Source organism: Photobacterium halotolerans DSM 18316 (assembly GCF_000425165.1).
GTDB classification, from domain to species: Bacteria; Pseudomonadota; Gammaproteobacteria; order Enterobacterales; family Vibrionaceae; genus Photobacterium; species Photobacterium halotolerans.
On record NZ_AULG01000012.1, the window covers coordinates 203074 to 228773 of the forward strand.

A 25700-nucleotide genomic window follows, 5' to 3' on the forward strand; every position below is an offset into this window, starting at 1 on the left:
AATTGTCCCCAAGCAGTATGGGTCAGGTGAGAAATAGGTTACAATCCGCCACCTTTGAAAAGACAGTCGTTATGGGTGGTAGGTTAACCAAATGAAAAAGCAGCGTGCCTTTCTGAAATGGGCCGGAGGCAAGTTTTCTCTGGTCGAGGACATCAGACGACATCTGCCACCTGCACGAAAACTGGTTGAACCTTTTGTCGGTGCGGGTTCTGTATTTCTTAACACGGACTACGACGACTATCTGCTGGCTGATATCAATCCGGATTTAATCAATCTTTACAATGTGATTAAGCACGAACCCGAGCGTTATATCGAAGATGCGCGGCAGTATTTCACCCCGGAATATAACCAGAAAGGTGCCTATCTGGCTATCCGCGAAGCGTTTAACCAGACTCAGGATACCTACCTGCGTTCTCTGTATTTTCTTTATATGAACCGCCATGGCTTTAATGGCTTGTGCCGTTACAACAAGAAAGGCGGCTTTAATGTGCCGTTTGGTTCGTATAAAAAGCCTTACTTCCCGGAAGCTGAAATGTACCACTTTGCAGAAAAGGCCAAAAAAGCGACCTTTATCTGTGAAGGCTATCATCAGACCTTTTCCCGCGCCCGCAAAGGCAGTGTGATTTATTGCGATCCGCCTTATGCGCCGCTGTCCACCACGGCCAATTTTACCTCCTATTCCGGTAATGGTTTCAGTCTGGACGATCAGGCAGCATTGGCCGATGTGGCAGAAAAAGCGGCGACAGAAAGGCAGATCCCGGTACTGATTTCCAATCACGACACCACACTGACCCGCCGCCTGTATCACGGTGCGGAATTGTCAGTGGTGCGGGTGAAACGCACGATCAGCCGAAATGGCGGTGGCCGCAATAAAGTGGACGAACTGCTGGCGCTGTTCAGCCCGCCACAAAACGACTGATGATCACCAGCATTCCGACAAACAGCACAATTGCGACCAGTCCGGCCAGAATGAAGGGCAGGGCACTGGGCTGGCTGAAATCCTGTTGCCGGCTGTGATCGGACTGAACACCCAGCAGAGCAGCGCCTACGCTGCGCCACAGGTTGGGTTTCTTGGATGCGGGTTTGTGCTTCATGAATAACTCCTGTCGTCTGCGCTTCCTTATGCTTAGCTTAGCCTGTAAACCCAGAAAGGACCGCGGAACAAATCGGTAAGACATCGGGGTGGAGATCGGGTAGAATTTTGCCCATTTACTGCCCCGTATAGGTATACCGCGCGGGAACCCATTCAAGTACAGAGGCTGAACATGACGGATTTTCTGATCGCTCCCTCCATTTTGTCTGCCGATTTTGCCCGTTTGGGTGAAGAGGTTGAAAAAGTGCTGGCCGCCGGTGCCGATGTTATCCACTTTGATGTAATGGATAACCACTACGTCCCTAACCTCACCTTTGGTGCCCCCATCTGTAAAGCACTGCGTGATTATGGCATTACTGCGCCGATTGATGTGCATTTGATGGTCAAGCCGGTGGATCGCATCATTCCGGATTTTGCCAAGGCCGGCGCGACCATGATCACCATCCATGCCGAAGCGACAGAGCATCTGGACCGAAGCCTGCAGCTGATCAAAGACCACGGCTGTCAGGCCGGTGTGGTCTTCAATCCGGGCACACCGCTGCATTACCTTGATCATGTGATGGACAAGCTGGACATGATTTTGCTGATGTCGGTCAATCCGGGTTTTGGCGGACAGTCTTTCATTCCGCATACCCTGGACAAGCTGCGCCAGGTGCGCGAGCGAATTGAGGCCTCTGGCCGTGCAATCCGGCTGGAAATCGACGGTGGGGTGAAAGTGGAGAATATCCGTGAAATCGCTCAGGCCGGTGCCGACATGTTTGTGGCCGGCTCGGCGATTTTTGGTCAGCCGGATTATAAAACCGTGATTGACGAGATGCGGGCAGAACTGGCCAAGGTGAAGCGTTAATGAAAATTGAAGGTATTAAATTCATCACGTTTGATTTGGACGGCACCTTGCTCGACAGTGTACCGGACCTCGCCGATGCTGCCGATAAGACCATGCAAGCGCTGGGCTTACCCGGCGTGACCGAAGCGCAGACCCAGACCTGGATAGGCAATGGTGCTGAGACTCTGATTGGCCGCGCCCTGAGTCAGAGCATTGAGCTGGACCCGGCGCTGGATCCCGAGCTGCACCAACAAGCACTGGTGATGTTCAACCGTTTTTATCGCGAGGGCGGCCACAAAAAGACAGTGCTGTACCCGGGGGTGACAGACACGCTGGAAACCCTGCATCAGGCCGGGATCCCTATGGCGATTGTTACCAACAAACCCTCACAGTTCGTGCCGCACATTCTTGCAGAGTACGGGATCAGTCAGTATTTTACCGATGTGATCGGCGGCGATACCTTCCCGAAGAAAAAGCCGGACCCTTACGCGCTGCACTGGCTGATGGAAAAACATTGCCTGAGTTGCAGCGAGATGTTGATGGTCGGCGACTCCCGCAACGATGTTCTGGCAGCTCAGGCGGCCTCATGCTATGTTGTCGGCCTGACTTATGGCTACAACTATGGCCTGCCGATCAGCGACAGTCACCCGGACCGGGTGCTGGATCAGTTCAGCCAGTTGCTGGATGTGGTGGCTATCGCCTAACCGCAGCGTTGACCCGATCGGCGTCAGGTTTAGCCGGTCACTTATTGTTTTCAGGCGGCACAGGTGCCGCCGGATATGTTTAGGAAAAACAGGAATATCCCATCATGAGTAAACCCATTGTATTTAGTGGCGTACAGCCTTCCGGTGAGTTAAGTATTGGTAACTACATGGGTGCGCTGCGTCAGTGGGAACAAATGCAGGATGAGTACAACTGCCACTACTGTGTGGTGGACCTGCATGCCATCACAGTCCGTCAGGATCCGGTCGCGCTGCGAGAAGCTACGCTGGATGCGCTGGCGCTGTGTCTGGCGGTGGGTGTCAGCCCGGAAAAGAGCACCCTGTTTGTTCAGTCTCATGCTCCTGAGCATGCGCAGCTGGCCTGGGTACTGAACTGCTACACCCAGATGGGTGAGCTGAACCGGATGACGCAGTTTAAAGACAAATCACAGCGCCATTCGGAAAACATCAATGCCGGTCTGTTTTCTTACCCTGTGCTGATGGCGGCAGATATCCTGCTGTACGGCGCGCACCAGGTGCCTGTGGGTAATGACCAGAAGCAGCACCTTGAGCTGGCCCGTGACATCGCGATTCGCTTCAACAACCTGTACGGCGATACCTTTGTGGTGCCTGAACCTTACATTCCGCCAGTTGGCGCGCGCGTCATGAGCCTGCAGGATCCGCTGAAGAAGATGTCCAAGTCAGACGACAACCGCAACAATGTGATTGGTCTGCTGGAAGACCCGAAAGCGATCACCAAGAAGATCAAGCGCGCGGTGACCGATTCCGAAGAGCCGCCACGCGTGGTGTTTGATATCGAGAACAAGCCTGGGGTGTCGAACCTGATGGGCATTATGTCGGGTGTGACAGGCAAGAGCCTGGCCGACATTGAAGCCGAGTACAGCGATAAGATGTACGGCCATCTGAAGAAAGATACCGCTGAGGCGGTGGTGGCGATGCTGGAGCCGCTTCAGGCGCGCTATCACGCATACCGTGAAGATCGTGCTTTCCTGGATCAGGTAATGAAAACCGGTGCCGAGAAAGCCTCTGCGCGTGCCGCCGAGGTGCTGAAGAAGGTCTACCAGGCCGTGGGTTTTGTCACCCGCCCGTAATCGCCAATCTCATTAAGCGTACAAATGTAAGCAGAAGGCAGCACCTTCTGCTTTTTTGTCTCCGTTTGCCGCAAATTCCCCCTGCTGATTTTTAGAGTAAGATCACTAAAATGACGTCACATGATGCATATGTGTGGTGTTTGTTAATGCTGTCACATTTATGAGATGTATAAGTGTTAAATAATGCATTCCTTTTTAGATATAGCTCTCAATAAATGTAAAGGATTGCAGACATGTTACGAACCACACTTTTGCCATTGGCGGCTGCCATGGGCTTATTGCCTGTGCCGGCAATGGCCGACACCTTTAGCTGTGACACGCAAACCCTGACCCCGATTTATCAGCTTCAGGGAGACGGCCTCAAGAGCCCAGTGATCCCTGACGGCCAGTACACCAGCTCAGAGGCCTATTACGTGCGCGGGGTGGTGACGGCCAAAACGGACAGCCTCTATAAAGGCTTCTTCATGCAGGACCTGCAGGGTGATGACAACCCTGACACTTCTGACGGTATCTTTGTCTACACCGGCACTAAGGTGGCGGCGGACGTGCAGCCGGGCATGACGGTGTGCCTCAAAGCCAGGGTTAAAGAGCATTACGACCTGACGCAGTTGCTGGCCGAGCAGGACCAGCTGGCGATTGAGGCCCCGGGCGTTGTACCGGCACCCGTTGCCATTAGCGTCAGAGACGGTGAGCAGCTGGCCGATGCCATGGAGCGCTATGAAGGCATGCGTGTCCGGCTGGTGGCAGACAGCCAGCTGAAAGTGACCCGCAATTTTGGTTTCGATTACTCCTCGTACCGTAACAATATGGTGCTGTCACACGCGGCGCCGTTAATGAAACCCACTCAGCTCTATGTGGCCGGCAGCGAGCAAGCCAAAGCCCTGGCGGCAGCGAATGTCCGCAATCAGCTCTACATTGATACGGATGCCAAGGCACCGGATGGCGTGATGCCTTATTTCCCGGCACTGGATGCCGAGCAGGGCTATATTCGGGTGGGCGATACTGTCGTGAATCTTGAAGGGGTGATTGGCTACAGCTACGGCGAGTACCGTCTGCTGCCCACCAACACCCTGTCGGCAGCAGATTTTATCCACCATCAGGATCGTACCCCGGCCCCGCAGGCGGTGCCGGATACGCAGCTGAAAGTCGCCAGTTTCAATGTGCTCAATTTCTTTACCAGTGACAGTGACATAGGCGGCGCGCTGAATGCGATGTGTAAAGATCAGGCCGATGCCGATGCGGCCAGTGGCTGCAACCGCGGTGCTAAAACCCTGAGTGATTTCCAGCTGCAGCGCAGCAAGATAGTCAATGCGCTGACGGCCATGAATGCCGATATCGTCGGTATCATGGAAGTGGAAAATAACGGCTTTGATGATGACAGTGCGCTGGCCAATCTGGTCACTACGCTGAACCAGCAGTTCAGTGATCCGGCGGATCACTATAGCTTCATCACTATTGAGCAGGCTGACATGCACCAGGGCCGGTTTCTGGGCTCGGATGCCATCACAGTGGCGCTGATCTACCGTCCGGGCAAAGTACAGCCGGCGTCAGCGGCGCAGGTGATCCGCATGCCGGAGCAGCACCTGTCCGGGGTGAATCCTCAGGGCGAGACGAAACAGCTGGATAAGTACCAGCGTGACAGCCTGATGCAGACTTTCGCGGTGCAAGGCGCGGCGGACGCGCAGCCATTAACCGTAGTGGTGAATCATCTGAAATCCAAAGGCTCAGGTTGCTATGAAGACTGGATCAATGGCGAGTTTGACAGCGATCCGGCGGATTTGCAGGGCCACTGTAATGCGTTCCGGGTCTCTGCCGCTATGGTGCTGGCTGAGACGCTGAATACTATCGACGGCGATCTGCTGGTGCTGGGCGATATGAATGCGTACGCCAAGGAAGATCCTATCCGTGTCCTGACCGACTATGATCCGGCCAGCGCAGAGCGCAAGATACTGTCGGCGTCCGGCACCTCAGTGGCCGGCAAAGTGCTGCATGAGCAGGGCGTCGAAGCGGGCAAAGGGCTGGGCCTGGTGAATCTGGCCGACAAAGGCCATGACGCGCCGGCTTATTCCTACAGCTATGAGGGCGAGCTGGGCAGTTTGGATCACGCGCTGGCTAACCTGTCGCTGGCCGGGAAAGTGGCGGGTATCGAAGAGTGGCACATCAATTCACTCGAAAGTACCTTGTTTGAATACTCAGATAAGCACACAGGGGATCTGGTGAAATCGGCCGGGCCTTATTCTGCCTCAGACCATGATCCTGTGGTGGTCAGCCTGCGCTATCCACAGCCGGCCCCCCGCCGTTTCCAGCTGACCTTCAAAAACAAGAGTGCCCATCCTGTCTATCCGGTATTTAATCGCTGGTACTGGGACAGCACGCAAACATGGCTGATGCCGGGCAAGCAGCGTCGCTACCGTGAGGACAATGTGTTCTTAAACCATGTCGGCATTGCTGCCGGCGATCAGGTCAGTCTGAGCCTGCTGGCTTACGGGGTGTTCGAAGTGCCTTGCAGCTACACGCCGCTGCGCTTAACCGGCCGCCTGAAAGCGGTGTATAACGGTGACAGCTGTCAGATGAAGCACTGATCCCGCGCTTTTGACGTGAAAAAGGCCGGCAGGAGGCAATCCTGCTTGCCTTTCTCCCTCCCTGTTGCAAAATAGGGCGCCGATTTTGCCAGGGCAGGGAGACTTATGCTGTTGATCATTGATAATTACGACTCTTTTACCTACAACCTGTATCAGTATTTCTGTGAACTGGGTGCTGAGGTGAAGGTGGTCCGTAATGACGAAATTGATCTGGCGGGGATTGCCGCGCTGGCACCGTCCCATCTGGTAATTTCCCCCGGCCCGTGCACCCCGGATGATGCCGGTATTTCCCTGGCGGCGATTGCCCATTTTGCTGGCAAACTGCCGATCCTCGGGGTCTGCCTGGGGCATCAGTCGATGGCGCAGGTCTTTGGTGCCAAAGTCGTGCGCGCCCGGCAGGTTATGCACGGCAAAACCTCCCCGGTGCGGCACAATAACCACAGTGTGTTCCGCGGTCTGAACAATCCCCTGACGGTGACCCGTTATCACTCGCTGGTGGTGCAGGCCGATAGCTTACCTGACTGTTTCGACGTCACGGCATGGACAGAAAAAGACGGCGAGCCGGATGAGATTATGGGTATCAGCCATCGCACTCTGCCGCTGGAAGGGGTTCAGTTCCACCCGGAAAGTATTCTTACTGAGCAGGGTCATCAGTTGCTGGCCAATTTTCTGCGTCGCTGAAACCGGCTTTTATCCCTCCTGTTACCTGCCCCTTTCTTTCTCTTTTTTCGCTGCCAGGCCTTGTCAAATGTGGCCTGGCTAATGAGTCATTAGTCTTTCTAATGGGTGTTTTTGGCGATTTTGGCTGTCTCACAAGCGCGATCTGCATCACTTTTCTTAACATTGGCCGAAAAATATTCATCCGTCCTTTGTCGCAAGCTTATGCACTTGGCCAAATCATGAACAGGGGCATTGATTCCTACAGGGAAAAACACCTTTCCTTAAAATCGTCTTAATAAGTTTTCCTTACTCGCGCATAAATATGTATCCATCGCAGTTATATGACGCACTTTCCGCAAAGGAAAAACATTTTCTGCTATTGGAATCGGTTAAAATTATGTAAATACTATGCGCAAAGCGATATACACAGAAGGAAAGTATAATGGCGACGGATCAAAAAGTAGGACGTCAAACCTTTGATGAGGTCATGGTACCTTGTTATGCCCCAATGCAAATCATCCCGGTGAAAGGTAAAGGTGCCCGTGTGTGGGACCAGGATGATCGTGAGTACATCGATTTCGCCGGTGGTATCGCGGTGAGCTGCTTGGGCCATTGTCACCCGGCTATGGTGTCAGCACTGAAAGAGCAGGGTGAGAAAATTTGGCACCTGAGCAACGTCATGACCAATGAGCCGGCACTGCGCCTGGCGAAAAAACTGACGGAAGTCAGCTTTGCCGAGAAAGTCTTCTTTGCCAACTCTGGCGCCGAAGCAAACGAAGCCGCGCTGAAGCTGGCGCGCCGTTACGCGGCCGACAAATTCGGTCCGGAAAAAGACGAGATCATCGCCTTTAAACAAGGTTTCCACGGCCGTACTTTCTTCACCGTGACCGTAGGTGGCCAGGCGGCCTACTCTGACGGTTTCGGTCCTAAGCCTCAGGCGGTGACGCACCTGCCTTACAACGATCTGGATGCGCTGGCCGCACACATCTCTGACCGCACCTGTGCTGTGATGATGGAGCCGCTGCAAGGCGAGGGCGGTATCGTCTCTCCGACCCAGGAATTTATCCAGGGCGTGCGTGAGCTGTGTGACAAACACAACGCACTGCTGGTTTTCGATGAAGTACAAACAGGTAACGGCCGTACCGGTGAGTTCTACGCGTATCAGGGGCTGGGCGTGACGCCTGACATCCTGAGCACAGCGAAATCGCTGGGTGGCGGCTTCCCGATTGGCGCCATGCTGACCACCACTGAGCTGGCACAGCACCTGAAAATCGGTACCCACGGTTCGACTTACGGCGGTAACCCGCTGGCCTGTGCCGTGGCCGAGGCTGTGGTTGAGGAAGTCAGCAAGCCGGAAGTGCTGGCCGGTGTCAAAGAGCGTGAGCAATGGTTCCGCGACGGGATTGAGAAAATCAATGCCCAGTACCCTATCTTCTCCGAAGTACGCGGTAAGGGCCTGTTGCTGGGCGCAGCCCTGAATGCTGACTGGCAGGGCCGTGCACGTGATGTGCTGCTGGCGGCCGGCGAAGAAGGTCTGATGGTGCTGGTAGCCGGTACCAATGTCGTGCGTTTCACGCCTTCTCTGGTGATTGAAAAATCGGATGTCGAAGAAGGTCTGGCCCGTCTGGAACGTGCCATTGCCAAGCTTTACAACCAATAATAAGACAAGGGCAGGCACCATCGCTTGCCCTGCTTGCTGCCCCGGGTGTCACCCGGGGTAGTTTTTAGAAGAGAAAGAAATAACAGATATTCAGAGTTAGCAACCTGTGTTGCTACCTGCATCAGGAGGGAGTTCGATGCTGGTTATACGTCCCATTACAAAAGCTGATTTACCTGCACTGATGATGTGCGCCGACGAATCAGGTCACGGCTTCACATCATTGCCGGTTAACGAGGAGATCCTCAGCAATCGGATTGCGCATTCAGTGGAAAGCTTTAATAAAGACGTCACTGCACCGGGTCCGGAAGGCTACCTCATGGTGGCGGAAGACACTGAGACAGGCGAAATTGCTGGTACGACCGCCCTGGAAGCGGCAGTCGGACTGGATAACCCATTCTATACTTATCACCTCAGCACCCTGGTCCATAATTCACATCATCTGGATGTGCACAAAGTGCTGAAGGTACTGACGTTCGGTAATGACTACACGGGTGTGAGTGAACTGTGCACCTTATTCCTGCGTCCTCAGTGGCGTCAGGGACTGAACGGCAAGCTGCTGTCCAAGTGCCGTTTCCTTATGCTGGCCGAGCACAGCCACCGTTTTTCTGACACTGTGATTGCCGAAATGCGCGGTGTATCAGATGAGCAGGGAAATTCCCCGTTCTGGGAATGGCTGAAAGAGCACTTTTTCTCGATTGATTTCGTCGAAGCCGATTACCTGACAGGGATCGGCAAGAAAGAATTTATTGCCGATCTGATGCCGAAATTGCCCATTTACGTCAACCTGCTGAGCAAAGAGGCCCAGGCCGTGATTGGACAGGTGCACGACAATACGCGCCCGGCGCTAAAATTGCTGGAAGCGGAAGGTTTCGTCAACCGTGGCTATGTCGATATTTTTGATGCCGGCCCCACGGTGGAGTGCGATCTTCGCCATATCGAGTCGGTCCGTGCATCTCAGCGCTGTACAGTTGAGATCGGCGAACATCACAGCTCGCATAATTACATCATCAGTAATACCCGTTTTGCCGGTTTCCGTGCAACGGTAGGTAAAGCGGCACTGGATGGTGAACGTAATCTGGCCATCATTTCTCCGGAAATGGCCAAGGTGTTAGAAGTGAAAAACGGGGATCAGGTTCGCCTGATTGCTCAATAACTAGGGTGGAATACAAAATGACACAATGGATTGCAGGCAACTGGCAAGCCGGTCAGGGCGAAGCGATGCAGTCGCTGAACCCATTCAGCGGTGAAGTGATCTGGGAAGGTAAGAGTGCCACAACCGAGCAGGTTGAGCAGGCTGTGGCCAGCGCACGTCAGGCACTGGTGACCTGGCGTCATACCCGCCTGGAAGAGCGTCAGGCTATCGTTGAGCGCTTCGCTGCCCTGGTCAAAGACAACAGCGAGCACATTGCCCGCACTATCGCCGAAGAAACCGGTAAACCGCTGTGGGAAACGCGCACTGAAGCCGGCGCCATGGTGGGTAAGATTGCCATTTCTCTGCGTGCTTACAATGAGCGTACCGGTGAGCGTGAAAAAGACGTGGCCGGAACCAAAGCCGTACTGCGTCACCGTCCGCTGGGCGTGATGGCGGTATTCGGTCCGTATAATTTCCCTGGCCACCTGCCAAATGGCCATATCGTACCTGCGCTGCTGGCGGGTAACACTGTGGTGTTTAAGCCCTCTGATCTGACGCCGAAAGTGGCGGAAGAAACCATCAAGCTGTGGGAACAGGCGGGTCTGCCAGCCGGTGTGCTTAATCTGGTTCAGGGTGCGCGGGCGACCGGTGAAGCCCTGGCACAGTCGGCCGGTATCGACGGCCTGCTGTTTACCGGCAGCGCCAATACAGGTCATATCCTGCACCGTCAGTTTGCCGGTCAGCCGGGCAAAATGCTGGCACTGGAGATGGGCGGCAACAACCCTATGGTCATCTCCAAGGCCTACGGCGACCTGAAATCCACTGTGTACACCATTATCCAGTCGGCTTTCATCAGTGCCGGACAGCGTTGTACCTGTGCCCGTCGTCTCTATGTTCCTGCAGGGGCAGAAGGTGATGCCCTGATTGCGGCGCTGGTCGAAGCGGCCAAAGCCATCAAGGTGGACGGCCCGTTTGCCGAGCCGCAACCTTTCATGGGCCCGCAAATCTCGACGCTGGCCGCCGATAATATCGTGGCAGCCCAGCAGCGTCTGATTGATATGGGCGGTGAGCCGCTGCTCAAAGCCGAACGCGGCCAGGGCGCCATCGTGACCCCGGGCATCATTGAAGTCAGTAAGATTGCCGAACTGCCGGACGAAGAATACTTCGGACCACTGCTGCAGGTGGCACGTTACCAGGAGCTGCCTCAGGCGGTCGAGATGGCCAACAACACCCGTTACGGATTGTCAGCCGGTCTGGTCTCTACTGACGACAGTGAGTGGGAATACTTTATCGATCACATCCGTGCGGGCGTCGTCAACCGTAACCGCCAGTTGACCGGTGCCAGCGGCGATGCGCCGTTCGGTGGTCCGGGTGCCTCGGGTAACTTGCGCCCGAGTGCTTACTACGCGGCGGATTATTGTGCATACCCAATGGCATCTATGGAAGGTGAGGCAACCGAATTGCCGGCACAGCTGTCTCCAGGGATCCAACTGTAACTCATACTTAACCCGTATTTTCGAAGGGGAACCGCATCATGGAAAGAGTGGAAAAATTGTTTGAGGCCCTGTGGCAGGACTTTACGACCCGTCTTTGCCCGTCGGCGGCGCAGGTACACGATCTGCTGACAGAGGAAGAGCCTCTGCAAAATGATCATATTGCGCTGCGTACCTTTAATCTGCCTGGGGTCAGCCTGGATGTTCTGGCTGCGCCTTTTATTGCCATTGGCTACAAGCCGTGCGGCACCTACCATTTCGAGCAGAAGAAACTGTACGCTGAGCACTTCGAGCACCCGAATCCGGCTGCCCCGAAAGTGTTCATCAGTGAACTGCTGGTCGGTCAGTGCTCTGCACAATTGCAGAACACGGTACGTGCGCTGGTCAAGCAGATCCCTGACGGGGCAATGAATGATGCGTCCTTCCTCTATAACGGCCGTTTATGGGAGCTGGATTTTGCGACCTATGAAATGCTGGCCGCGGAAAGCGAGTATGCCGGCTGGGTGGCCGCTCACGGTTACGGTGCCAATCACTTTACGGTGAGCGTCAATCAGCTGGAGCAGTTCACGGAAGTGGCGGCGGTTAACAGCCTGCTGCGCCACAACGGGTTCAGCATCAATGAAGCCGGCGGCGAAGTGAAAGGCAATCCGGAAGTGATGCTGGAGCAGTCATCCACTATGGCTGATCGTGTGGATGTGTCCTTCACCGACGGCGTACGTACTATTCCAGGCGGTTTTTATGAGTTCGCCAAGCGCTACCATCAGGCAGACGGGGAACTCTATCCGGGCTTTGTCGAAGCCTCAGCCGACAAAATCTTCGAAAGTACCAATATGTGATGCAGCCTGGCTGACAAACACCTTAAACAGCGGCCTTCTGGTCGCTGTTTTTTTAGCTTTGGTATCTTGGTGTCAGTGCTGCTGATCCAAAGGCAGCATCCAGGCATCACTGTCACGACTCAGGATCCCGGCGTGCAGACCGGCTTCCTGTTCCAGTAACTGGCGCGGCGACTGAAACCCTGTCATCTCCACTGATGCTGTGAGAAAACGGCCCATAGTGACCACAGGGCGGGTTGGCAGCTGGCTGTGCTGCGCATTCGGGGCAAAACGTTCGATATCCATATCGCGACATCCACATAAAACTGATATGCCAAATGTAGCAATCGGAATGAGGAAGGCAACTGAAAAACTGTGAGGTGACTAGAGGAACCTGATGCAAAGCCGGGGGATGGTGTGCAAATGCAAGAAAAGCCGCACGGGCGGCTTTTCTGATACTCACATTGGCTGCATCACAGCTGAGTGATCAGCGAGTGCCGTAAACCACTATGGTTTTGCCGTGGGCAGAAATCAGGTTCTGCTCTTCCAGCATTTTCAGGATGCGGCCAACGGTTTCACGGGAACAGCCAACGATTTGACCGATTTCCTGACGGGTGATTTTGATTTGCATCCCGTCCGGGTGGGTCATGGCATCAGGTTGTTTGGCCAGATTCAGCAGCGTCTGGGCAATACGACCGGTCACATCCAGGAACGCCAGGTCGCCAACTTTCTGGCTGGTGACTTGCAGACGGCGCGCCATCTGAGCAGACAGTCGCATCAGAATATCCGGGTTGACCTGGATCAGCTGACGGAATTTCTTAAAGGAAATCTCTGCCACTTCACATGGTGTTTTTGCACGAACCCAGGCAGTACGCTCCTGGCCTTCTTCAAACAGGCCAAGCTCACCGATGAAGTCGCCCTGGTTGAGGTAGGACAGAATCATCTCTTTGCCTTCTTCGTCCTTGATAAGAACGGCAACGGAGCCTTTAACGATGTAGTAGAGGGTCTCTGCTTTCTCGCCAGCGTGGATCAGTGTACTCTTTGAAGGGTACTTATGAATGTGGCAATGAGAAAGGAACCACTCCAAGGTTGGATCTGTTTGCGGTTTACCTGGAACCATATTACTAACTTCCTCTGCAGTGTATTGCCCAACAACGTCATTCCTTGAATTGGGGTTGGGTATAACAATATCATTGTTTGCCAACTAGGATATTCAGTCAACGGCTGGGCTGCAAGCGCATGTGAACATTCAGTCCAAGAGTTTAACTTTTTTCGACACGCATTGCTTGATATTGGGTGACGATAAATGCACATTTTGGACGCATTACTGTGCACATGATCACACAGTTGTGACTTAGTTTTTAAATGCGGGTTTGAGTAGTAAGGAGCATCGCATGCAATCACGTGTTAAATGGGTAGAAGGTTTGACTTTTGTCGGCCAGTCAAACTCGGGCCACAGTGTGGTCATGGACGGCAACGGCGGCAATACGGCACCGAGTCCGATGGAACTGGTGCTGATGGCAGCCGGCGGTTGCAGCTCTGTTGATGTGGTCGACGGCCTGAAAAGTGCCGGCCAGGCCATCACGGCCTGCGAAGCCAACATGACCTCAGAGCGCCGCGAGCAGGCGCCGCGTTATTTTACCTCGGTCAATCTGCATTTCGTGGTGACTGGCCATGATCTTGATGAAGCGCTGGTGGCCAAAGCGGTCGGTGATTCGCTGGAAAAATATTGCTCTGTGTGCCTGATGCTGGGCAAAGGTGTCACGCTGACACATTCTTATGAAATCGTCGCCGCTTAATGGTGTTTCGGGAAAGCCGCGCCGGTTTTCCCCCTTATTTTTCGGTGAGCAGTATGATCATCCCCTGGCAAGAATTGGACTCAGAGACACTCGATAATTTGATAGAACACTTTGTCCTGCGCGAAGGCACGGACTATGGCGAGCGCGAGCTGAGTCTGGCGCAGAAGGTCGCCAGAGTCAGGCAGCAACTGGATAGTGGCGAGGCAGTGATTATGTTCTCTGAACTCCATGAAACGGTTGATATTAAACTGCGCCGTTCACTGAGCGCAGAATAAAGCTGCCATAATGAAAAGCGGCAGCAGAAAACGGAAGCTGACGCCGATGCACGGGCCCGTGAAACTTGACTGCTTTCTCTGGCCCTGTTACTAACTGATTCCGTTAGGATTAACGACAAGGTATGTCATGTCTGCAAAACACCCGATCATTGCAGTAACAGGTTCCTCCGGAGCAGGAACGTCCACCACCTCAGAAGCCTTCCGTAAGATGTTTAACATGTTGAACATTCATGCGGCCTGGCTGGAAGGGGACAGCTTCCACCGGTTCACCCGCCCTGAAATGGATGTGGAGATCCGCAAAGCCAAAGAGCAAGGCCGTCATATCAGTTATTTTGGCCCGCAGGCCAACGACTTTGCTCAGTTGGGCAACTTTTTCCGCCAGTATGGCGAAGACGGCAGCGGCAAGTTTCGCCGTTACCTGCACACCTTTGACGAGGCTGTGCCGTATAACCAGATGCCGGGCACATTCACCCCCTGGCAGGATTTGCCGGAAAATACCGACCTGCTGTTTTATGAAGGACTTCATGGCGGTGTGGTGGACGGCGATGTCAACGTGGCACAGCATGTGGATCTGCTGATTGGCATGGTGCCTATTGTCAACCTGGAGTGGATCCAGAAGATCGTCCGTGATACCCGGGATCGCGGCCATTCCCGCGAGGCGGTGATGGAGTCGATTGTCCGCTCAATGGATGATTACCTGAATTACATCACGCCGCAGTTCTCCCGTACCCATATCAACTTTCAGCGTGTGCCGACAGTCGATACCTCGAACCCTGTCAGTGCCAAAGCGATCCCCAGTCTGGACGAGAGTTTTGTGGTGATCCGTTTTCGCGGCATCAAGAACGTGGACTTCCCGTATCTGCTGGCGATGATCCAGGGCTCGTTTATGTCGCGCCACAATACTCTGGTGGTGCCGGGCGGTAAAATGAGCTTTGCGATGGAGCTGATCATGCGACCACTCATCCAGCAGTTAATTGACACCGGCAAGATCGGTTAATACTGACGACACAACAACGCCTGCTTGCAGGCGTTGTTGTGTTATGCCCCCAGTTTGTCCCGGAACCAGGCCGGCACAGTGTGATCCAGCCAGAAGCTCGGCGCCCGCCAGGTGCCGCTGACAAATCCGACGTGGCCGCCATGCCGGGTCAGGTGGTATTCAATGTGCGGCGGCAGCGGTTGCCTGGGGATCACGGCCTCGGTCATAAAGGGATCGTCGGCGGCATGAATCACCCGCAACGGCGTCGTGACCTGGGCCAGTTTGCCCAGTCCGCTGCAGCGCTGGTAGTAATCTTCGGCATTGCTGAAACCATGCAGGGGCGCGGTGACGGCATCGTCAAACTGACGCAGCGAGCGCAGCGCCGTGATCTGCTCACTCTGAAATGGCAGCACGTCAGGTAAGGACGCCATTTTTTTCAGCATATTCTTCTTCATCGAACCCAGCAGATAGCGCTGGTAGACCCGCGAAAATCCTTGCTGTATCCGGTCTGAGCAGGCCGCCAGATCCAAAGGCGGTGAGATGACCTGAGCGGCAGTGAGTTCCGACGCGGCGCCGGTTTCGGCAAGATAATTGACCAGCATGTTCCCGCCCAGCGAGACACCGACCGCCAGCAGGGGATTGTGGGGAAAACGCTCACGCAGATGGCGGATAAAAAAGGTGGCGTCAGAAGTTTCCCCCGAATGATAGCTTCTCGCCTGACGGTTAATTTCGCCGCTGCAGCCGCGAAAATGCATCATCACTCCCAGCCAGCCCTGCTGTCTGGCGGCAAACAGCAGGCTGTGGGCGTAGGGACTGCGAAAACTGCCTTCCAGGCCGTGAAAGAGGATCATGACGGGTTTCTCCGCCGGGTGATGAGACGGTGTGCCGGTCCAGGCCAGATCGAGAAAATCATCATCCGGGGTCTGAATGCGCTCTGTCAGCGGCTCGAACCGGGCCTGACGGCGGATGATCCGCGGCAGAATGGTTTGTATATGGGCGTTACGCAGGCCAGCGGCGGGCTCAAAATGATGCATCAGCTTCTCTCTCACAGCGGAAAATCAGGGTATGGCTCCTGAGCCAGCAGCTCAGCCAGGATCGCCAGACCTTGTTCAAGTTTATCATGACTGTGCGGCGCGCTGATGGCCAGACGCACCGCCTGGGGTATAGTGCTGCCCGGCGGCGTAAACAGCTCGGCCGATTTGACTATCACCTCTCTGGCTTGCGCCGCGGCGACAAAATCACTCAAGCGCCAGTGGTCCGGCAAGGTGAGCCAGGCATGGAAGCTCTGCGCGTGATGCTGAATGTGATAAGGGTGCAGATAGCGCTCGAGCAACAACTGTCGCTGGGCTATGTCTTGCCGGATCGCGGTCAGCAGCCGATCGGCATCGCCCTGGTGGATCAGCTCGCAGGCCAGAGCACTGAGCAGCGGACTGATCATCAGGCAGTGATGGTGTAGCGCCGTGTTCAGTCTGTCCTGATGCTTGCCCGGCACCTGGATGTAACCCAGCCGCAAGCCCGGCGCGAGGCATTTCGACAGGCTGCCGAAGTGGATCACCAGTTCACTGTCGAGATTGACCAGCGGCGGCGGGGCGTCGACCGGCAACAGGCCATTGACATCATCTTCAATCACCAGCACCTGATGACGGCGGCACACTTCCAGAATCGCTTCGCGCCTTTCCCGGCTCATGACGGCCGTTGTCGGATTTTGCAGGGTGGGCGTGCAGTAAAGCATCCGCGGCTGATACAGGCGGCAGGCGGTATCCAGACTCTCGGGGAGCAGGCCTTGCTGATCCATTTCCACCGCTTTGACATTGAGCTGCATCTGGCGGGCCAGCCCGAGAAAGCCGGGATAGACCACTTGTTCGGTCAGCAGAGTATCGCCGCTGCGGCAGAACACCGACAGTACCAGCTGAATGGCATGCTGCGCCCCAGAAGTGAAATGCATACGTGCCGGGTCGAGCTGAATGCCATAGCGGTTGAGCCAGCGGCAAATCATGTCTCTGTGTTCGCTCAGTCCTTGCGGATCCTGATACAGCATCAGGTGGTTGAGCTGATCCGCCTGCTGCGCGAGCGTCTGCATCGCCTGCGCCAGCGGCGCTGATCTGTCGAGATAAGGCGGGATGTTATAGCCGAAATTGTACTCATCGGGTGCCTGAGTGGGGTAACTGAACACCCAGTCCGGACGGTTACTCTGGCAGACGTACGTACCAGCGCCCACTCTGGCTTCCACCAGTCCCCGGCGTTCGGCTTCGGCATAGGCGCGGGTAATGGTCCCGACCGTAACCCCCAGCTTATCGGCCATGGCTCTGTGCGTCGGCAGCTTGCTGCCGGCTGTCAGCAGGCCGGATTCAATCAGATGTGCCATGGTGTCGGCCAGGCGCCGGTATTTGGGCAGGCCATCGTCACACCGTGCGAAAAAATCTTGCTGAATGGTCTCGATTGTCATGGTGACAATAAATCCTTTGATCGTAAATCTTCCCCTTGATAGTCTGCATTTTGACCGCTTAACGGTGGTAAAAGCAAGTAAAACCTAAAATTGTACCGATACAATTATGATGTGAATCACGGAGTGACAGATGAACCTGGAATGGCAATTTTTGATATCTCTGGCTGCATTTGCGGCCACTATGACCGGGACACCCGGGCCGAACAATATGATGGTGACGGCCTCAGGGGCCAATTTTGGCTACTGGCGCACCGTGCCGCACATGCTGGGCATTGGCGGGGGGCTGGTGAGTATGATTCTGCTGGTAGCGGCCGGGCTGGGGGTGCTTTTCGTGCGCTACCCTGTGCTGCATGAAGCCCTGCGCTGGCTTGGCAGTGCCTATTTACTCTATCTGGCCTGGAAGATTGCCTCGTCCGGGGGCAGGGTGCAGGCTGAAGACAGTGACGCCAGACCTATGTCTTTCTTAGCGGCGGCCCTGTTTCAGTATGTCAATCCCAAAGCCTGGATGATGTCGGTGACCGCGATCAGTACTTTCACCATGAGCGGAGAGGGGTACTGGCTGTCAGCGGCGGCGGTTGCCCTGATTTTCTTTGTGGTGGGTTTTCCCTGTGTCTCACTCTGGGCCGGATTTGGCACTATGATTGGCCGCTGGCTGAACCAGCCTAAAGCCAGACAGATTTTCAATCTGGTGATGGGAACGCTGACTGCCGGTTGTGTGGTGATGATATGGTAAGGCAGCCGGGCTGCCTTGATCATGCTGCTGTTACCGCGGTGGTCAGCCGCGAATCGCTGCTGTCAGGCTGGCGGCATTCAGATGCTGGCAGTACTGGGCCAGGTTGTCGGCAGGCGGCGGCAGCGCGGCTCTGGCCTGCTGCGCCTGATGGTTCAGGCAGCGAATCAGATCCTGCTGCTGGCTTTGTTCCAGCAGCAGCTCAAAGTCCAGCATCTGCTGATAACCTGGCTGATCCAGCTGAGGTTTCAGCGCGCGGCGCAACTGGCGATAGGCTTTGAGCTGGCTGTCACTCGCGGCCAGCGCCTTATCCAGCTGGCGGATTTCTGTCTCGGACAATGGATACTGCTGGCTGTCAAGCCAGAGCAGTAACAGGGCCAGATTGACGTTGCCCCGGAAATCGTCCTGAAGCTGCAGACAGGCCTGGCTGACGCCACCCAGACTGTAGTGCTGCAGACAGAAACGCCAGAACTGATCAGGCTGAAAAGGCTGACGTGTGGTGTGTTCAGAATTTGACATTGAATTCCTGTTCCATACTTTCTAACTGCTCATGCAGTTCCATCCATTCCATTTCAACCTCTTCCAGGGCGGCTTTGGCCTGACTCTGGTCAAGCAAGGTCTGGTTCAGTCGGGCTTTGTTGTCCGCTTCATAGATGCTGGCATCAGACAAGGCGGCTTCCGCTGTTGCCAGTGACTGGCTGAGCTTTTCCATCTTCGCTTCCAGTTTGTCGACCTGCTTGCGCAGCGGTGCGGTTTGTTTGCGGAACTCAGCTTCCAGGCGTTTGAGCTCTTTGCGCGAAGCGGCACTGTTGTCTTTACTGGCGGTGTCCGGTTTACCGGCTTGCTGCTCGCGGCGCTCACTGCGCTGCTGCTCTGCCAGCCACTTGTGGTAATCATCAAGATCGCCGTCGAACGGTTCGACCTTCCTGTCATGCACCAGATACAGATCATCTGTGGTGGCGCGTAGCAGATAGCGGTCGTGGCTGACGATGACCATCGCCCCTTCAAAGGACTGCAGGGCCAGCGTCAGTGCCTGGCGCATGTCAAGATCCAGGTGGTTGGTCGGTTCATCGAGCAGCAGCAGGTTCGGACGCTGCCACACGATCAGCGCCAGTACCAGGCGGGCTTTTTCCCCTCCGGAGAAGGGGCCGACCTGATCCAGGGCTTTGTCGCCTTTGAAGCCAAAACTGCCGAGGTAGTCGCGCAGTTGCTGCTCTGTGGCTTCCGGTGCCAGGCGGTTCATGTGCTGCAGCGGGGTTTCATCCAGGCGCAGGGTTTCCAGCTGGTGCTGGGCAAAATAACCGATTTTCACCCCTTGCGAGTACGTCAGCTCGCCGGCCTGGACCGCCAGTTCACCTGAGAGCAATTTGATCAGGGTGGATTTACCGGCACCGTTACGGCCCAGCAGACCAATCCGGCTGCCCGGTACCAGGTTAAGACGGATCTTATCCAGGATTGGGGTCTCGCCATAACCGGCCGCGACCTGATCCATCATCATAATCGGGTTAGGCAGCGACTCCGGCTCGCGGAATTCAAAGTTGAACGGGTTATCGAACTGGGCCGGCAGCACCTTTTCCAGCCGCTCCAGCGCTTTGATCCGGCTTTGCGCCTGCCGGGCCTTGCTGGCTTTATAGCGGAAGCGATCGATATAGGACTGCATGTGCGACATTTGCTTTTGCTGCTTCTGATACATCGACTGCTGCAGAACCAGTTTTTCCGCCCGCTGGTTTTCAAACGATGAGTAGTTGCCTGTGTATTCGTTCAGGCGCTGGTTTTCGACATGAATAATGCGACCGACCACAGGATCGAGAAAATCGCGGTCGTGCGAAATCAGTACCAGGGTGCCCCGGTAATTCTGCAGCCATTTTTCCAGCCACAGTACGGCATCCAGATCCAGGTGGTTGGTCGGCTCATCGAGCAGCAGTAAATCGGAACGGCACAGCAGGGCCTGGGCAAGATTAAGGCGCATCCGCCAGCCACCGGAAAACTGCGTCAGGTTCCACTCCATCTGGGCCTGCGAAAAGCCCAGGCCATCAAGCAGCTCGGACGCCCGGGCTTTGATGCTGTAACCGCCAATCGCGTCGAGCTTGTCGTGCAGCAGGGCCACCTTGTTGCCGTCATCGGCCAGCTCTGCCGCCTGCAGTGCCTGCTCCAGCTGGCGGTATTCCCGGTCACCGTCAATCACATAATCCAGCGCGGTACGTTCTAAAGCCGGCGTTTCCTGTGCCACCCAGGCCAGTTCCCAGTGCGATGGAACAGAATGTTGTCCGGCATCGACAGTCAGCTCGTTTTTGATCAGCGAAAACAGGGTGGATTTGCCACAGCCATTCTTGCCCACCAGCCCGACTTTATCGCCAGGGTGAATAGTGGCAGTTGCCTGATCTAAAAGGACATTTCCGCCCCTGAGTAATTGAATATCAGAAAAAGTGATCATCGCCTGTTACTACCGGCTGTTGCCGCTCCACAACAAATAGGTTTCTGGTGCGGCAGTCTATACTAAACCTCGGTGAACTGCGAACAAGGCCGAAGACCCAGAAACGGGCAGCGATGTATTTTGCTATTGAAATCTCAGGAATTAAGCGATCTTTTGGCGTCAGAATTCGGTATGATGTTTCAAGAGCCGGGACATCCCGTTAATGCTCATGATGTTACTCAGGGAAATGAGGACCAGGCCTATGGAGCACGCCCCACCACGCATTCTGCTGATTTACGCGCATCCGGATCCCGATGCGTCTGTTGCCAACAAAGCCATGCTATCGGCGGTGACTAATCTGTCTCATGTGACATTTCACGATCTGTACGGCAAGTACCCGGATTTTTTTATCGATATCGCTTATGAGCGCGCCTTGCTGGCCCAGCATGATATTGTGGTTTTTCAGCACCCTCTTTATATGTATTCCTGCCCTTCGTTGCTCAAGGAATGGATTGATGTGGTACTCAGCAAAGGGTTTGCCCACGGGGATGGTAAGGCCACCAAGGGCAAATACTGGCGTTCAGTGATCACCACGGGCGGGGCGGCGGAAGCCTATACGCCGGATGGTTATAACCGCAGCAGTGTGGGTGACATCCTCAAACCGTTCGAACTCACTGCCGAGCTGTGCCAGATGCACTGGATACCGCCACTGGTACTGCACTGGGCGCGGCGGGTGCCGGATGCCGAACGGCGCGAACATGCGCAGTTGTACCGGGAGTGGCTGCTCTCGCCATTGGCCGATATGGATACCACTGAGGAGCAGCGTTATGGCGTCTGATGTATTGAGTGCCGGTGTGGTGTTTCTGGCGGCGGCCGTTGTGGCTGTGCCTGTGGCCCAGCGTCTCGGGCTGGGGTCGGTTTTGGGTTATCTGCTGGCCGGGATCTGCATTGGCCCCTGGGGGCTGGGGCTGATCAATGATGTGGAGGAAGTGCTGCATTTCTCCGAGTTCGGGGTTGTTCTGCTGCTGTTTCTGATTGGACTGGAGCTGAACCCCAGCAAACTCTGGCAGATGCGGCAGCCTATTCTGGGCTTAGGCGGCAGTCAGGTGGTACTGACCAGTTTGGTGATTGCCTCTCTGGTGCTCTTGTGCGGGCAATTCGTCGGGGCGGTGGATTGGCGGGTAGCTCTGGTGATCGGGATGGGACTGGCGTTATCGTCCACCGCGATAGCGCTGCGGATCATTGAAGAGCAGGGCATCGGCGGCTCGCAAACCGGGCAATCCGGCTTTGCGGTGCTGCTGTTTCAGGATATTGCCGTGATCCCTATGCTGGCGGTGTTACCTCTGCTGGCGGGCAGCGATGGCGGCAGCTGGCTGGATTTGGCCGCCATGGTGGCAGGCATAGCTGTGTTGCTGGTCGGCGGCCATTTTCTTCTGCGGCCGCTGTTCCGCTGGGTCGTGATGTCCGGGGTGCGCGAGCTCTTTACCGTCACGGCTTTGCTGCTGGTGATAGGTATTGCCCTGGGCATGGAAATCCTGGGTCTGTCTATGGCGCTTGGTACCTTTCTGGCCGGGGTGCTGCTGGCGGAAAGCGAATACCGCCATGAGCTTGAAATCGCCATCGAGCCGTTTAAAGGGCTGCTGCTCGGGCTGTTCTTTATCTCAGTCGGTATGGCGGTCAATCTCGGCCTGCTGCTGGAATACCCGTTACAAATTCTCGCGGCTGTGGTGGCTTTGGTGACGGTTAAGGGCTTAATCCTGTATCTGCTGGCCCGCCTGTTCGGTATTCAGGCCAAGTCGCGCAGCCAGATGGCGGCGATTCTCAGCCAGGGCGGAGAATTTGCTTTTGTACTCTTTACTGCTGCACGCAGCGAAGGGCTGTTAGAGGCGGATCTGAGCAGTTTCTTACTGGTGGTGGTGAGTCTGTCTATGATGACCACGCCTTTGATCTTACGGTTGCAGGACAAATGGTTCGTACGCACTTTTAAGGCTGAAGCCAGCGATGAGCCGGAAGCCGATGTGGTCGATCGCGAACCCAGGGTGATCATTACCGGGTTTGGCCGTTTTGGCCAGGTCGTCGGCCGGTTGCTGTTTGCCAATAAAATCCGGGTCACTATCTTAGAACGGGATCCCAGTCAGATTCAGTTCCTGCGTAAGTTTGGCTATAAGGTGTATTATGGCGATGCCAGCCAGCTCGATTTACTGCGTGCGGCAGGCGCGGAAAAAGCAGAAGCTATCATTATCTGTACTGATAATCCGGAAGAGGTGATGCAGGTGGTGGCCCTTTGTCAGCAACATTTCCCGCGCCTGAAAATACTGGCACGCGCCCGCAGCCGGGTGGAAGCGCATCAGTTGCTCAGCCACGGCGTGGACAGGTTTTCTCGTGAGACCTTTGCCGGCGCGCTGGATCTGGGACGCCAGGCACTGGTTGCACTGGGCATGCACCCCTACAAAGCCAAACGGGCAGAAGCACATTTTCGCAAATTAGATACCACCGCTTTGCGGGACTTGTTACCCCAGCACTCGGAAGATGTCCACTTAGCCACCCGGGCCAGAGAAGCCCGTAAAGAGCTGGAAGAGATCTTCGATCGGGAAATGCGGGGTGAACGCGAGCGGCACAATGGCTGGGACTGACCGGCCCTCGGATTAACAGAACCTGGCAGTAGCAGGAAAGGAACCATGAGTAAGAAACGTTTTATCGCCGGGGCGGTATGCCCGGCATGCCAGCAGCAAGACACCCTTCGCTGGTGGCTGGAAAATGAGGTAGAGAAAGTCGAGTGTGTGGCTTGCCACCATACCGACACGCGCCTGCCTAAATCGGTTGAAGACAGTAAACATGTTGCGGGCTCGACATCAGAGCAGGTGATCGGCATTTTCAAGCCGGAATAAAACCGCCGGCGCGAACAAAATTGGCGTCATAGCGGGCAGATCCGGTATGATGGCGGATTAAATCCCTGCTCAAATTCGGAGTAAACATGAAAGTCGCTAAAGACACAGTAGTAAGCCTGGCTTATCAAGTGAAAACTGAAGAGGGCGTCGTTGTTGACGAGTCAACCACTGAGGCGCCGCTTGATTACCTGCACGGCCACAACAACCTGATCGTTGGTCTGGAAAATGCACTGGAAGGTCGTGAGGTTGGCGACAAATTCGAAGTGACTGTGGCGCCGGAAGATGCTTACGGCGAGCACCATGACGAAATGGTTCAGCGTGTACCGGCTGAAGTCTTCCAGGGTGTGGATGAAATTACTGTGGGAATGCGTTTCCTGGCAGATACCGATCAGGGCCCTATCCCTGTTGAAGTCACCGAAGTGGATGGTGATGAAGTGGTGGTTGACGGTAACCACATGCTGGCGGGTCAGACACTGACTTTCAACGTTGAAATCGTTGCTACCCGTGCGGCGACCGAAGATGAGGTTGCTCACGGCCATATCCATCAGGAAGGCGGTTGTGGTCATGACCATGATCACGACCATGATCATGATGGCGGTTGCTGCAACCACTAAGTCATCTTGTCATGACGGCAAAACGGGAAGCCTGGGCTTCCCGTTTTTGTATCATCAGTTTATCAGTGCCTTCTGCGCGGCATCAGTAATGCGGTGGCGGGGTCTCTTCACTTTCACTGGCGATATTGGACACCTGAGAGCCTTGCACTTTGCCCGCTATATAGCGCACCTGTACCAGCAGTTTGTCGAGCAGAAACTGCTGCTGGGTCAAGGCGCTGTTCAGCTCTTCAATGGTCTGTTCCTGAAAAGCCTGTTTCATTTCCAGCTCATCAATCTGAGCCTGTAGCTTTTGTTCGATATCTGTCATTGTCAATGTCGGCTGCTGTTTACTGTGTTCAGTCAGTGAGATACCAGTCCTGGGCGATGCCGGCTGAGCTGCCTGAGCGAACGTCACCGTCTGGTGTGATGGCGACATCATACACCACCGCCGACCCCGGACGCTCGTTTTCTTGTGTGGCGGCTTGCCAGTAAGCTTCTCTCTCACCGCTTGCAGTGTGCCACAGTTCTACCCGTTTGGAAGGGGTACCTGTTGCCAGATAGCTGCCGTCATCAGAAAAACGTGCGCTGGAAAAGTTCTGCTGTCTCAGGCGTATGGCCAGGGCCGACTGTTGATGGCCGTCGGACAGATCCCAGAGAACCGCCTGATTACCGCTGTCTGCGGTGAAAGCCAGCTTGCCGTCTCGCTGCAGGGCGACCTGGTTGACTCGCGTCGGGTGCTCAAACCGGTACAGAATCTGGCCGCTGACCGTATCCCAGAGGTAGGCCAGATTGTCATCACCGCCTGAGAGAGCATAACGGCCGTTGGGGGAGAGGGCGACGGTATTGACTTTTTCTCTGTGGGCAAGGAACTCCAGCCGTCTTCCGCTGCCCAAGTCGACGAACAGCGCTTTGCCGTTTGACAGGGCCAGCAGTACCTGTTTGCCGTCATTGGCGATCGCCGCATCACGTATGATGCCGTCAGAGACAGACCAGAGTCCCTGCGCCTGACTCCAGGCCAGATCCCAGACTGCAAAGTTTTGTGCGGTCACGGTAATGGCAAACCGCTGATTGTCGGATATCTCGCTGTTTGTCACCGTTGTGTGATGTGGATCTTGAGAACCTAAATCAGCTAACTTTTTGTTTTGCTGTAGATCCCAGAGCACGATACCTTGTTGGACTGAATAAAATAACGCAAAGCGGCCATCCCGGCTCAGGCTGAATGTGGTGGCGCCGTCAGCGGCCAGATCCCAGCGCTGGCGCTCCGGGCCGGAAATATCACAACCGGTCAGCGTAAAGAGTGCCAGAATGAAAGTTGCTGCTAAAAATAATTGGCGCATGGATCGTACTTTCCGTTTTAAGACTAGTGCGTCCCGACTGTGGCGCATATGTGTCCGACGCAGTGAATGACGGTAAGAAAATAGTTGGTATTAGTATATTGATATGGCATGGTTTTAACATAGCTGTGTAGAACCTTGCGTAAAATTAAGAGCTTAGACTCTGAATAAATGG

Annotated in this window: 26 protein-coding genes and 1 pseudogene; 18 read left to right on the forward strand and 9 right to left on the reverse strand. The window is 55.1% G+C overall.

What is annotated here, in order from left to right; genetic code table 11:
* Nucleotides 1–91: 91 nt before the first annotated feature.
* Nucleotides 92–919, forward strand: coding sequence for an adenine-specific DNA-methyltransferase (gene dam / locus H511_RS0101010; protein WP_027250638.1), 828 nt, complete (start codon nucleotides 92–94; stop codon nucleotides 917–919).
* On the opposite strand, the gene H511_RS0101015 is transcribed toward dam, so the two are convergent.
* Complete coding sequence (locus tag H511_RS0101015; RefSeq protein WP_027250639.1) at nucleotides 897–1094, reverse strand: DUF2970 domain-containing protein; 198 nt, start codon at nucleotides 1092–1094, stop codon at nucleotides 897–899. The two genes, dam and H511_RS0101015, sit on opposite strands and share 23 nt — an antisense overlap.
* Before the next feature lie 171 nt (nucleotides 1095–1265).
* On the opposite strand from H511_RS0101015, the gene rpe reads away from it, so the two are divergent.
* The 9 genes from rpe (at nucleotide 1266) to H511_RS0101060 (ending at nucleotide 12095) form a co-directional block, all read left to right on the forward strand.
* Nucleotides 1266–1940: a ribulose-phosphate 3-epimerase gene (gene rpe, locus H511_RS0101020; protein ID WP_027250640.1), complete on the forward strand. Its 675-nt coding sequence runs from the start codon at nucleotides 1266–1268 to the stop codon at nucleotides 1938–1940.
* Nucleotides 1940–2623, forward strand: coding sequence for a phosphoglycolate phosphatase (locus tag H511_RS0101025; RefSeq protein WP_027250641.1), 684 nt, complete (start codon nucleotides 1940–1942; stop codon nucleotides 2621–2623). Before rpe ends, H511_RS0101025 begins: the two co-directional genes overlap by 1 nt.
* A 104-nt stretch (nucleotides 2624–2727) precedes the next feature.
* Nucleotides 2728–3732 (forward strand): tryptophan--tRNA ligase, encoded by a 1005-nt coding sequence (gene trpS / locus H511_RS0101030; protein ID WP_027250642.1) that lies wholly within the window; start codon nucleotides 2728–2730, stop codon nucleotides 3730–3732.
* A gap of 233 nt (nucleotides 3733–3965) precedes the next feature.
* Nucleotides 3966–6314: an ExeM/NucH family extracellular endonuclease gene (locus tag H511_RS0101035; RefSeq protein WP_027250643.1), complete on the forward strand. Its 2349-nt coding sequence runs from the start codon at nucleotides 3966–3968 to the stop codon at nucleotides 6312–6314.
* Between the two features lie 105 nt (nucleotides 6315–6419).
* Nucleotides 6420–6995, forward strand: a complete 576-nt coding sequence (locus H511_RS0101040) for an aminodeoxychorismate/anthranilate synthase component II (RefSeq protein WP_027250644.1) — start codon at nucleotides 6420–6422, stop codon at nucleotides 6993–6995.
* 421 nt (nucleotides 6996–7416) lie between these two features.
* The gene (locus tag H511_RS0101045) at nucleotides 7417–8634 is read left to right on the forward strand and encodes an aspartate aminotransferase family protein (protein ID WP_027250645.1); all 1218 of its coding nucleotides are present in this window, start codon (nucleotides 7417–7419) and stop codon (nucleotides 8632–8634) included.
* A 136-nt stretch (nucleotides 8635–8770) separates the two neighbouring features.
* Complete coding sequence (gene astA / locus H511_RS0101050) at nucleotides 8771–9787, forward strand: arginine N-succinyltransferase (RefSeq protein ID WP_027250646.1); 1017 nt, start codon at nucleotides 8771–8773, stop codon at nucleotides 9785–9787.
* Nucleotides 9788–9804: 17 nt separating this feature from the next.
* A complete protein-coding gene (gene astD / locus H511_RS0101055) occupies nucleotides 9805–11262 on the forward strand; it encodes a succinylglutamate-semialdehyde dehydrogenase (RefSeq protein WP_027250647.1) in 1458 nt (485 codons plus the stop codon).
* Between the two features lie 38 nt (nucleotides 11263–11300).
* On the forward strand, nucleotides 11301–12095 hold the full coding sequence (locus H511_RS0101060) for a DUF1338 domain-containing protein (RefSeq protein ID WP_027250648.1): 795 nt from the start codon (nucleotides 11301–11303) through the stop codon (nucleotides 12093–12095).
* A 72-nt stretch (nucleotides 12096–12167) separates the two neighbouring features.
* On the opposite strand, the gene H511_RS0101065 is transcribed toward H511_RS0101060, so the two are convergent.
* Both H511_RS0101065 and crp read right to left on the reverse strand, forming a co-directional pair.
* Nucleotides 12168–12377, reverse strand: coding sequence for a hypothetical protein (locus tag H511_RS0101065; RefSeq protein ID WP_027250649.1), 210 nt, complete (start codon nucleotides 12375–12377; stop codon nucleotides 12168–12170).
* A 181-nt stretch (nucleotides 12378–12558) separates the two neighbouring features.
* The gene (gene crp / locus H511_RS0101070; RefSeq protein ID WP_027250650.1) at nucleotides 12559–13191 is read right to left on the reverse strand and encodes a cAMP-activated global transcriptional regulator CRP; all 633 of its coding nucleotides are present in this window, start codon (nucleotides 13189–13191) and stop codon (nucleotides 12559–12561) included.
* A gap of 274 nt (nucleotides 13192–13465) precedes the next feature.
* On the opposite strand from crp, the gene H511_RS0101075 reads away from it, so the two are divergent.
* The 3 genes from H511_RS0101075 (at nucleotide 13466) to H511_RS0101085 (ending at nucleotide 15142) form a co-directional block, all read left to right on the forward strand.
* Nucleotides 13466–13870, forward strand: coding sequence for an OsmC family protein (locus tag H511_RS0101075; RefSeq protein WP_027250651.1), 405 nt, complete (start codon nucleotides 13466–13468; stop codon nucleotides 13868–13870).
* A 53-nt stretch (nucleotides 13871–13923) separates the two neighbouring features.
* Entirely contained in the window at nucleotides 13924–14145 is a 222-nt protein-coding gene (locus H511_RS0101080; RefSeq protein ID WP_027250652.1) for a YheU family protein, read from the forward strand.
* 127 nt (nucleotides 14146–14272) lie between these two features.
* Nucleotides 14273–15142: a phosphoribulokinase gene (locus tag H511_RS0101085; RefSeq protein ID WP_027250653.1), complete on the forward strand. Its 870-nt coding sequence runs from the start codon at nucleotides 14273–14275 to the stop codon at nucleotides 15140–15142.
* A 41-nt stretch (nucleotides 15143–15183) separates the two neighbouring features.
* On the opposite strand, the gene H511_RS0101090 is transcribed toward H511_RS0101085, so the two are convergent.
* Both H511_RS0101090 and H511_RS0101095 read right to left on the reverse strand, forming a co-directional pair.
* The gene (locus tag H511_RS0101090) at nucleotides 15184–16155 is read right to left on the reverse strand and encodes a hydrolase (protein ID WP_027250654.1); all 972 of its coding nucleotides are present in this window, start codon (nucleotides 16153–16155) and stop codon (nucleotides 15184–15186) included.
* Nucleotides 16156–16166: 11 nt separating this feature from the next.
* Nucleotides 16167–17567 carry an aminotransferase-like domain-containing protein gene (locus tag H511_RS0101095; RefSeq protein WP_027250655.1) on the reverse strand — a complete coding sequence of 467 codons (1401 nt, stop codon included), beginning with the start codon at nucleotides 17565–17567 and terminating at the stop codon, nucleotides 16167–16169.
* Between the two features lie 130 nt (nucleotides 17568–17697).
* Between H511_RS0101095 and H511_RS0101100 the strand changes: the two genes are divergently transcribed.
* Complete coding sequence (locus tag H511_RS0101100) at nucleotides 17698–18300, forward strand: LysE family translocator (RefSeq protein ID WP_036758312.1); 603 nt, start codon at nucleotides 17698–17700, stop codon at nucleotides 18298–18300.
* Between the two features lie 42 nt (nucleotides 18301–18342).
* Here the strand turns inward: H511_RS0101100 and H511_RS22100 are convergent, their stop codons facing one another.
* Nucleotides 18343–18816: a TIGR02444 family protein gene (locus H511_RS22100; protein WP_051287655.1), complete on the reverse strand. Its 474-nt coding sequence runs from the start codon at nucleotides 18814–18816 to the stop codon at nucleotides 18343–18345.
* Nucleotides 18803–20731, reverse strand: a complete 1929-nt coding sequence (locus H511_RS0101110; protein ID WP_027250657.1) for an ABC transporter ATP-binding protein — start codon at nucleotides 20729–20731, stop codon at nucleotides 18803–18805. Before H511_RS0101110 ends, H511_RS22100 begins: the two co-directional genes overlap by 14 nt.
* A gap of 241 nt (nucleotides 20732–20972) precedes the next feature.
* Here H511_RS0101110 and kefG point away from each other — a divergent pair, with 241 nt between their 5' ends.
* The 4 genes and pseudogenes from kefG to slyD all read left to right on the forward strand — a co-directional run.
* The gene (gene kefG / locus H511_RS0101115) at nucleotides 20973–21548 is read left to right on the forward strand and encodes a glutathione-regulated potassium-efflux system ancillary protein KefG (protein ID WP_027250658.1); all 576 of its coding nucleotides are present in this window, start codon (nucleotides 20973–20975) and stop codon (nucleotides 21546–21548) included.
* Nucleotides 21538–23343, forward strand: a complete 1806-nt coding sequence (gene kefB, locus H511_RS0101120) for a glutathione-regulated potassium-efflux system protein KefB (protein ID WP_027250659.1) — start codon at nucleotides 21538–21540, stop codon at nucleotides 23341–23343. The genes kefG and kefB overlap by 11 nt, the downstream gene beginning before the upstream one ends.
* 45 nt (nucleotides 23344–23388) lie before the next feature.
* Entirely contained in the window at nucleotides 23389–23598 is a 210-nt protein-coding gene (locus H511_RS0101125; protein WP_027250660.1) for a YheV family putative zinc ribbon protein, read from the forward strand.
* Between the two features lie 86 nt (nucleotides 23599–23684).
* Nucleotides 23685–24203: pseudogene (gene slyD / locus H511_RS22105) on the forward strand (peptidylprolyl isomerase); the annotation flags it as partial.
* 91 nt (nucleotides 24204–24294) lie between these two features.
* Here slyD and H511_RS0101135 read toward each other — a convergent pair.
* The gene (locus H511_RS0101135; protein WP_027250661.1) at nucleotides 24295–24519 is read right to left on the reverse strand and encodes a SlyX family protein; all 225 of its coding nucleotides are present in this window, start codon (nucleotides 24517–24519) and stop codon (nucleotides 24295–24297) included.
* Between the two features lie 28 nt (nucleotides 24520–24547).
* Nucleotides 24548–25528, reverse strand: coding sequence for a WD40 repeat domain-containing protein (locus H511_RS0101140; RefSeq protein ID WP_027250662.1), 981 nt, complete (start codon nucleotides 25526–25528; stop codon nucleotides 24548–24550).
* Nucleotides 25529–25700 lie beyond the last annotated feature (172 nt).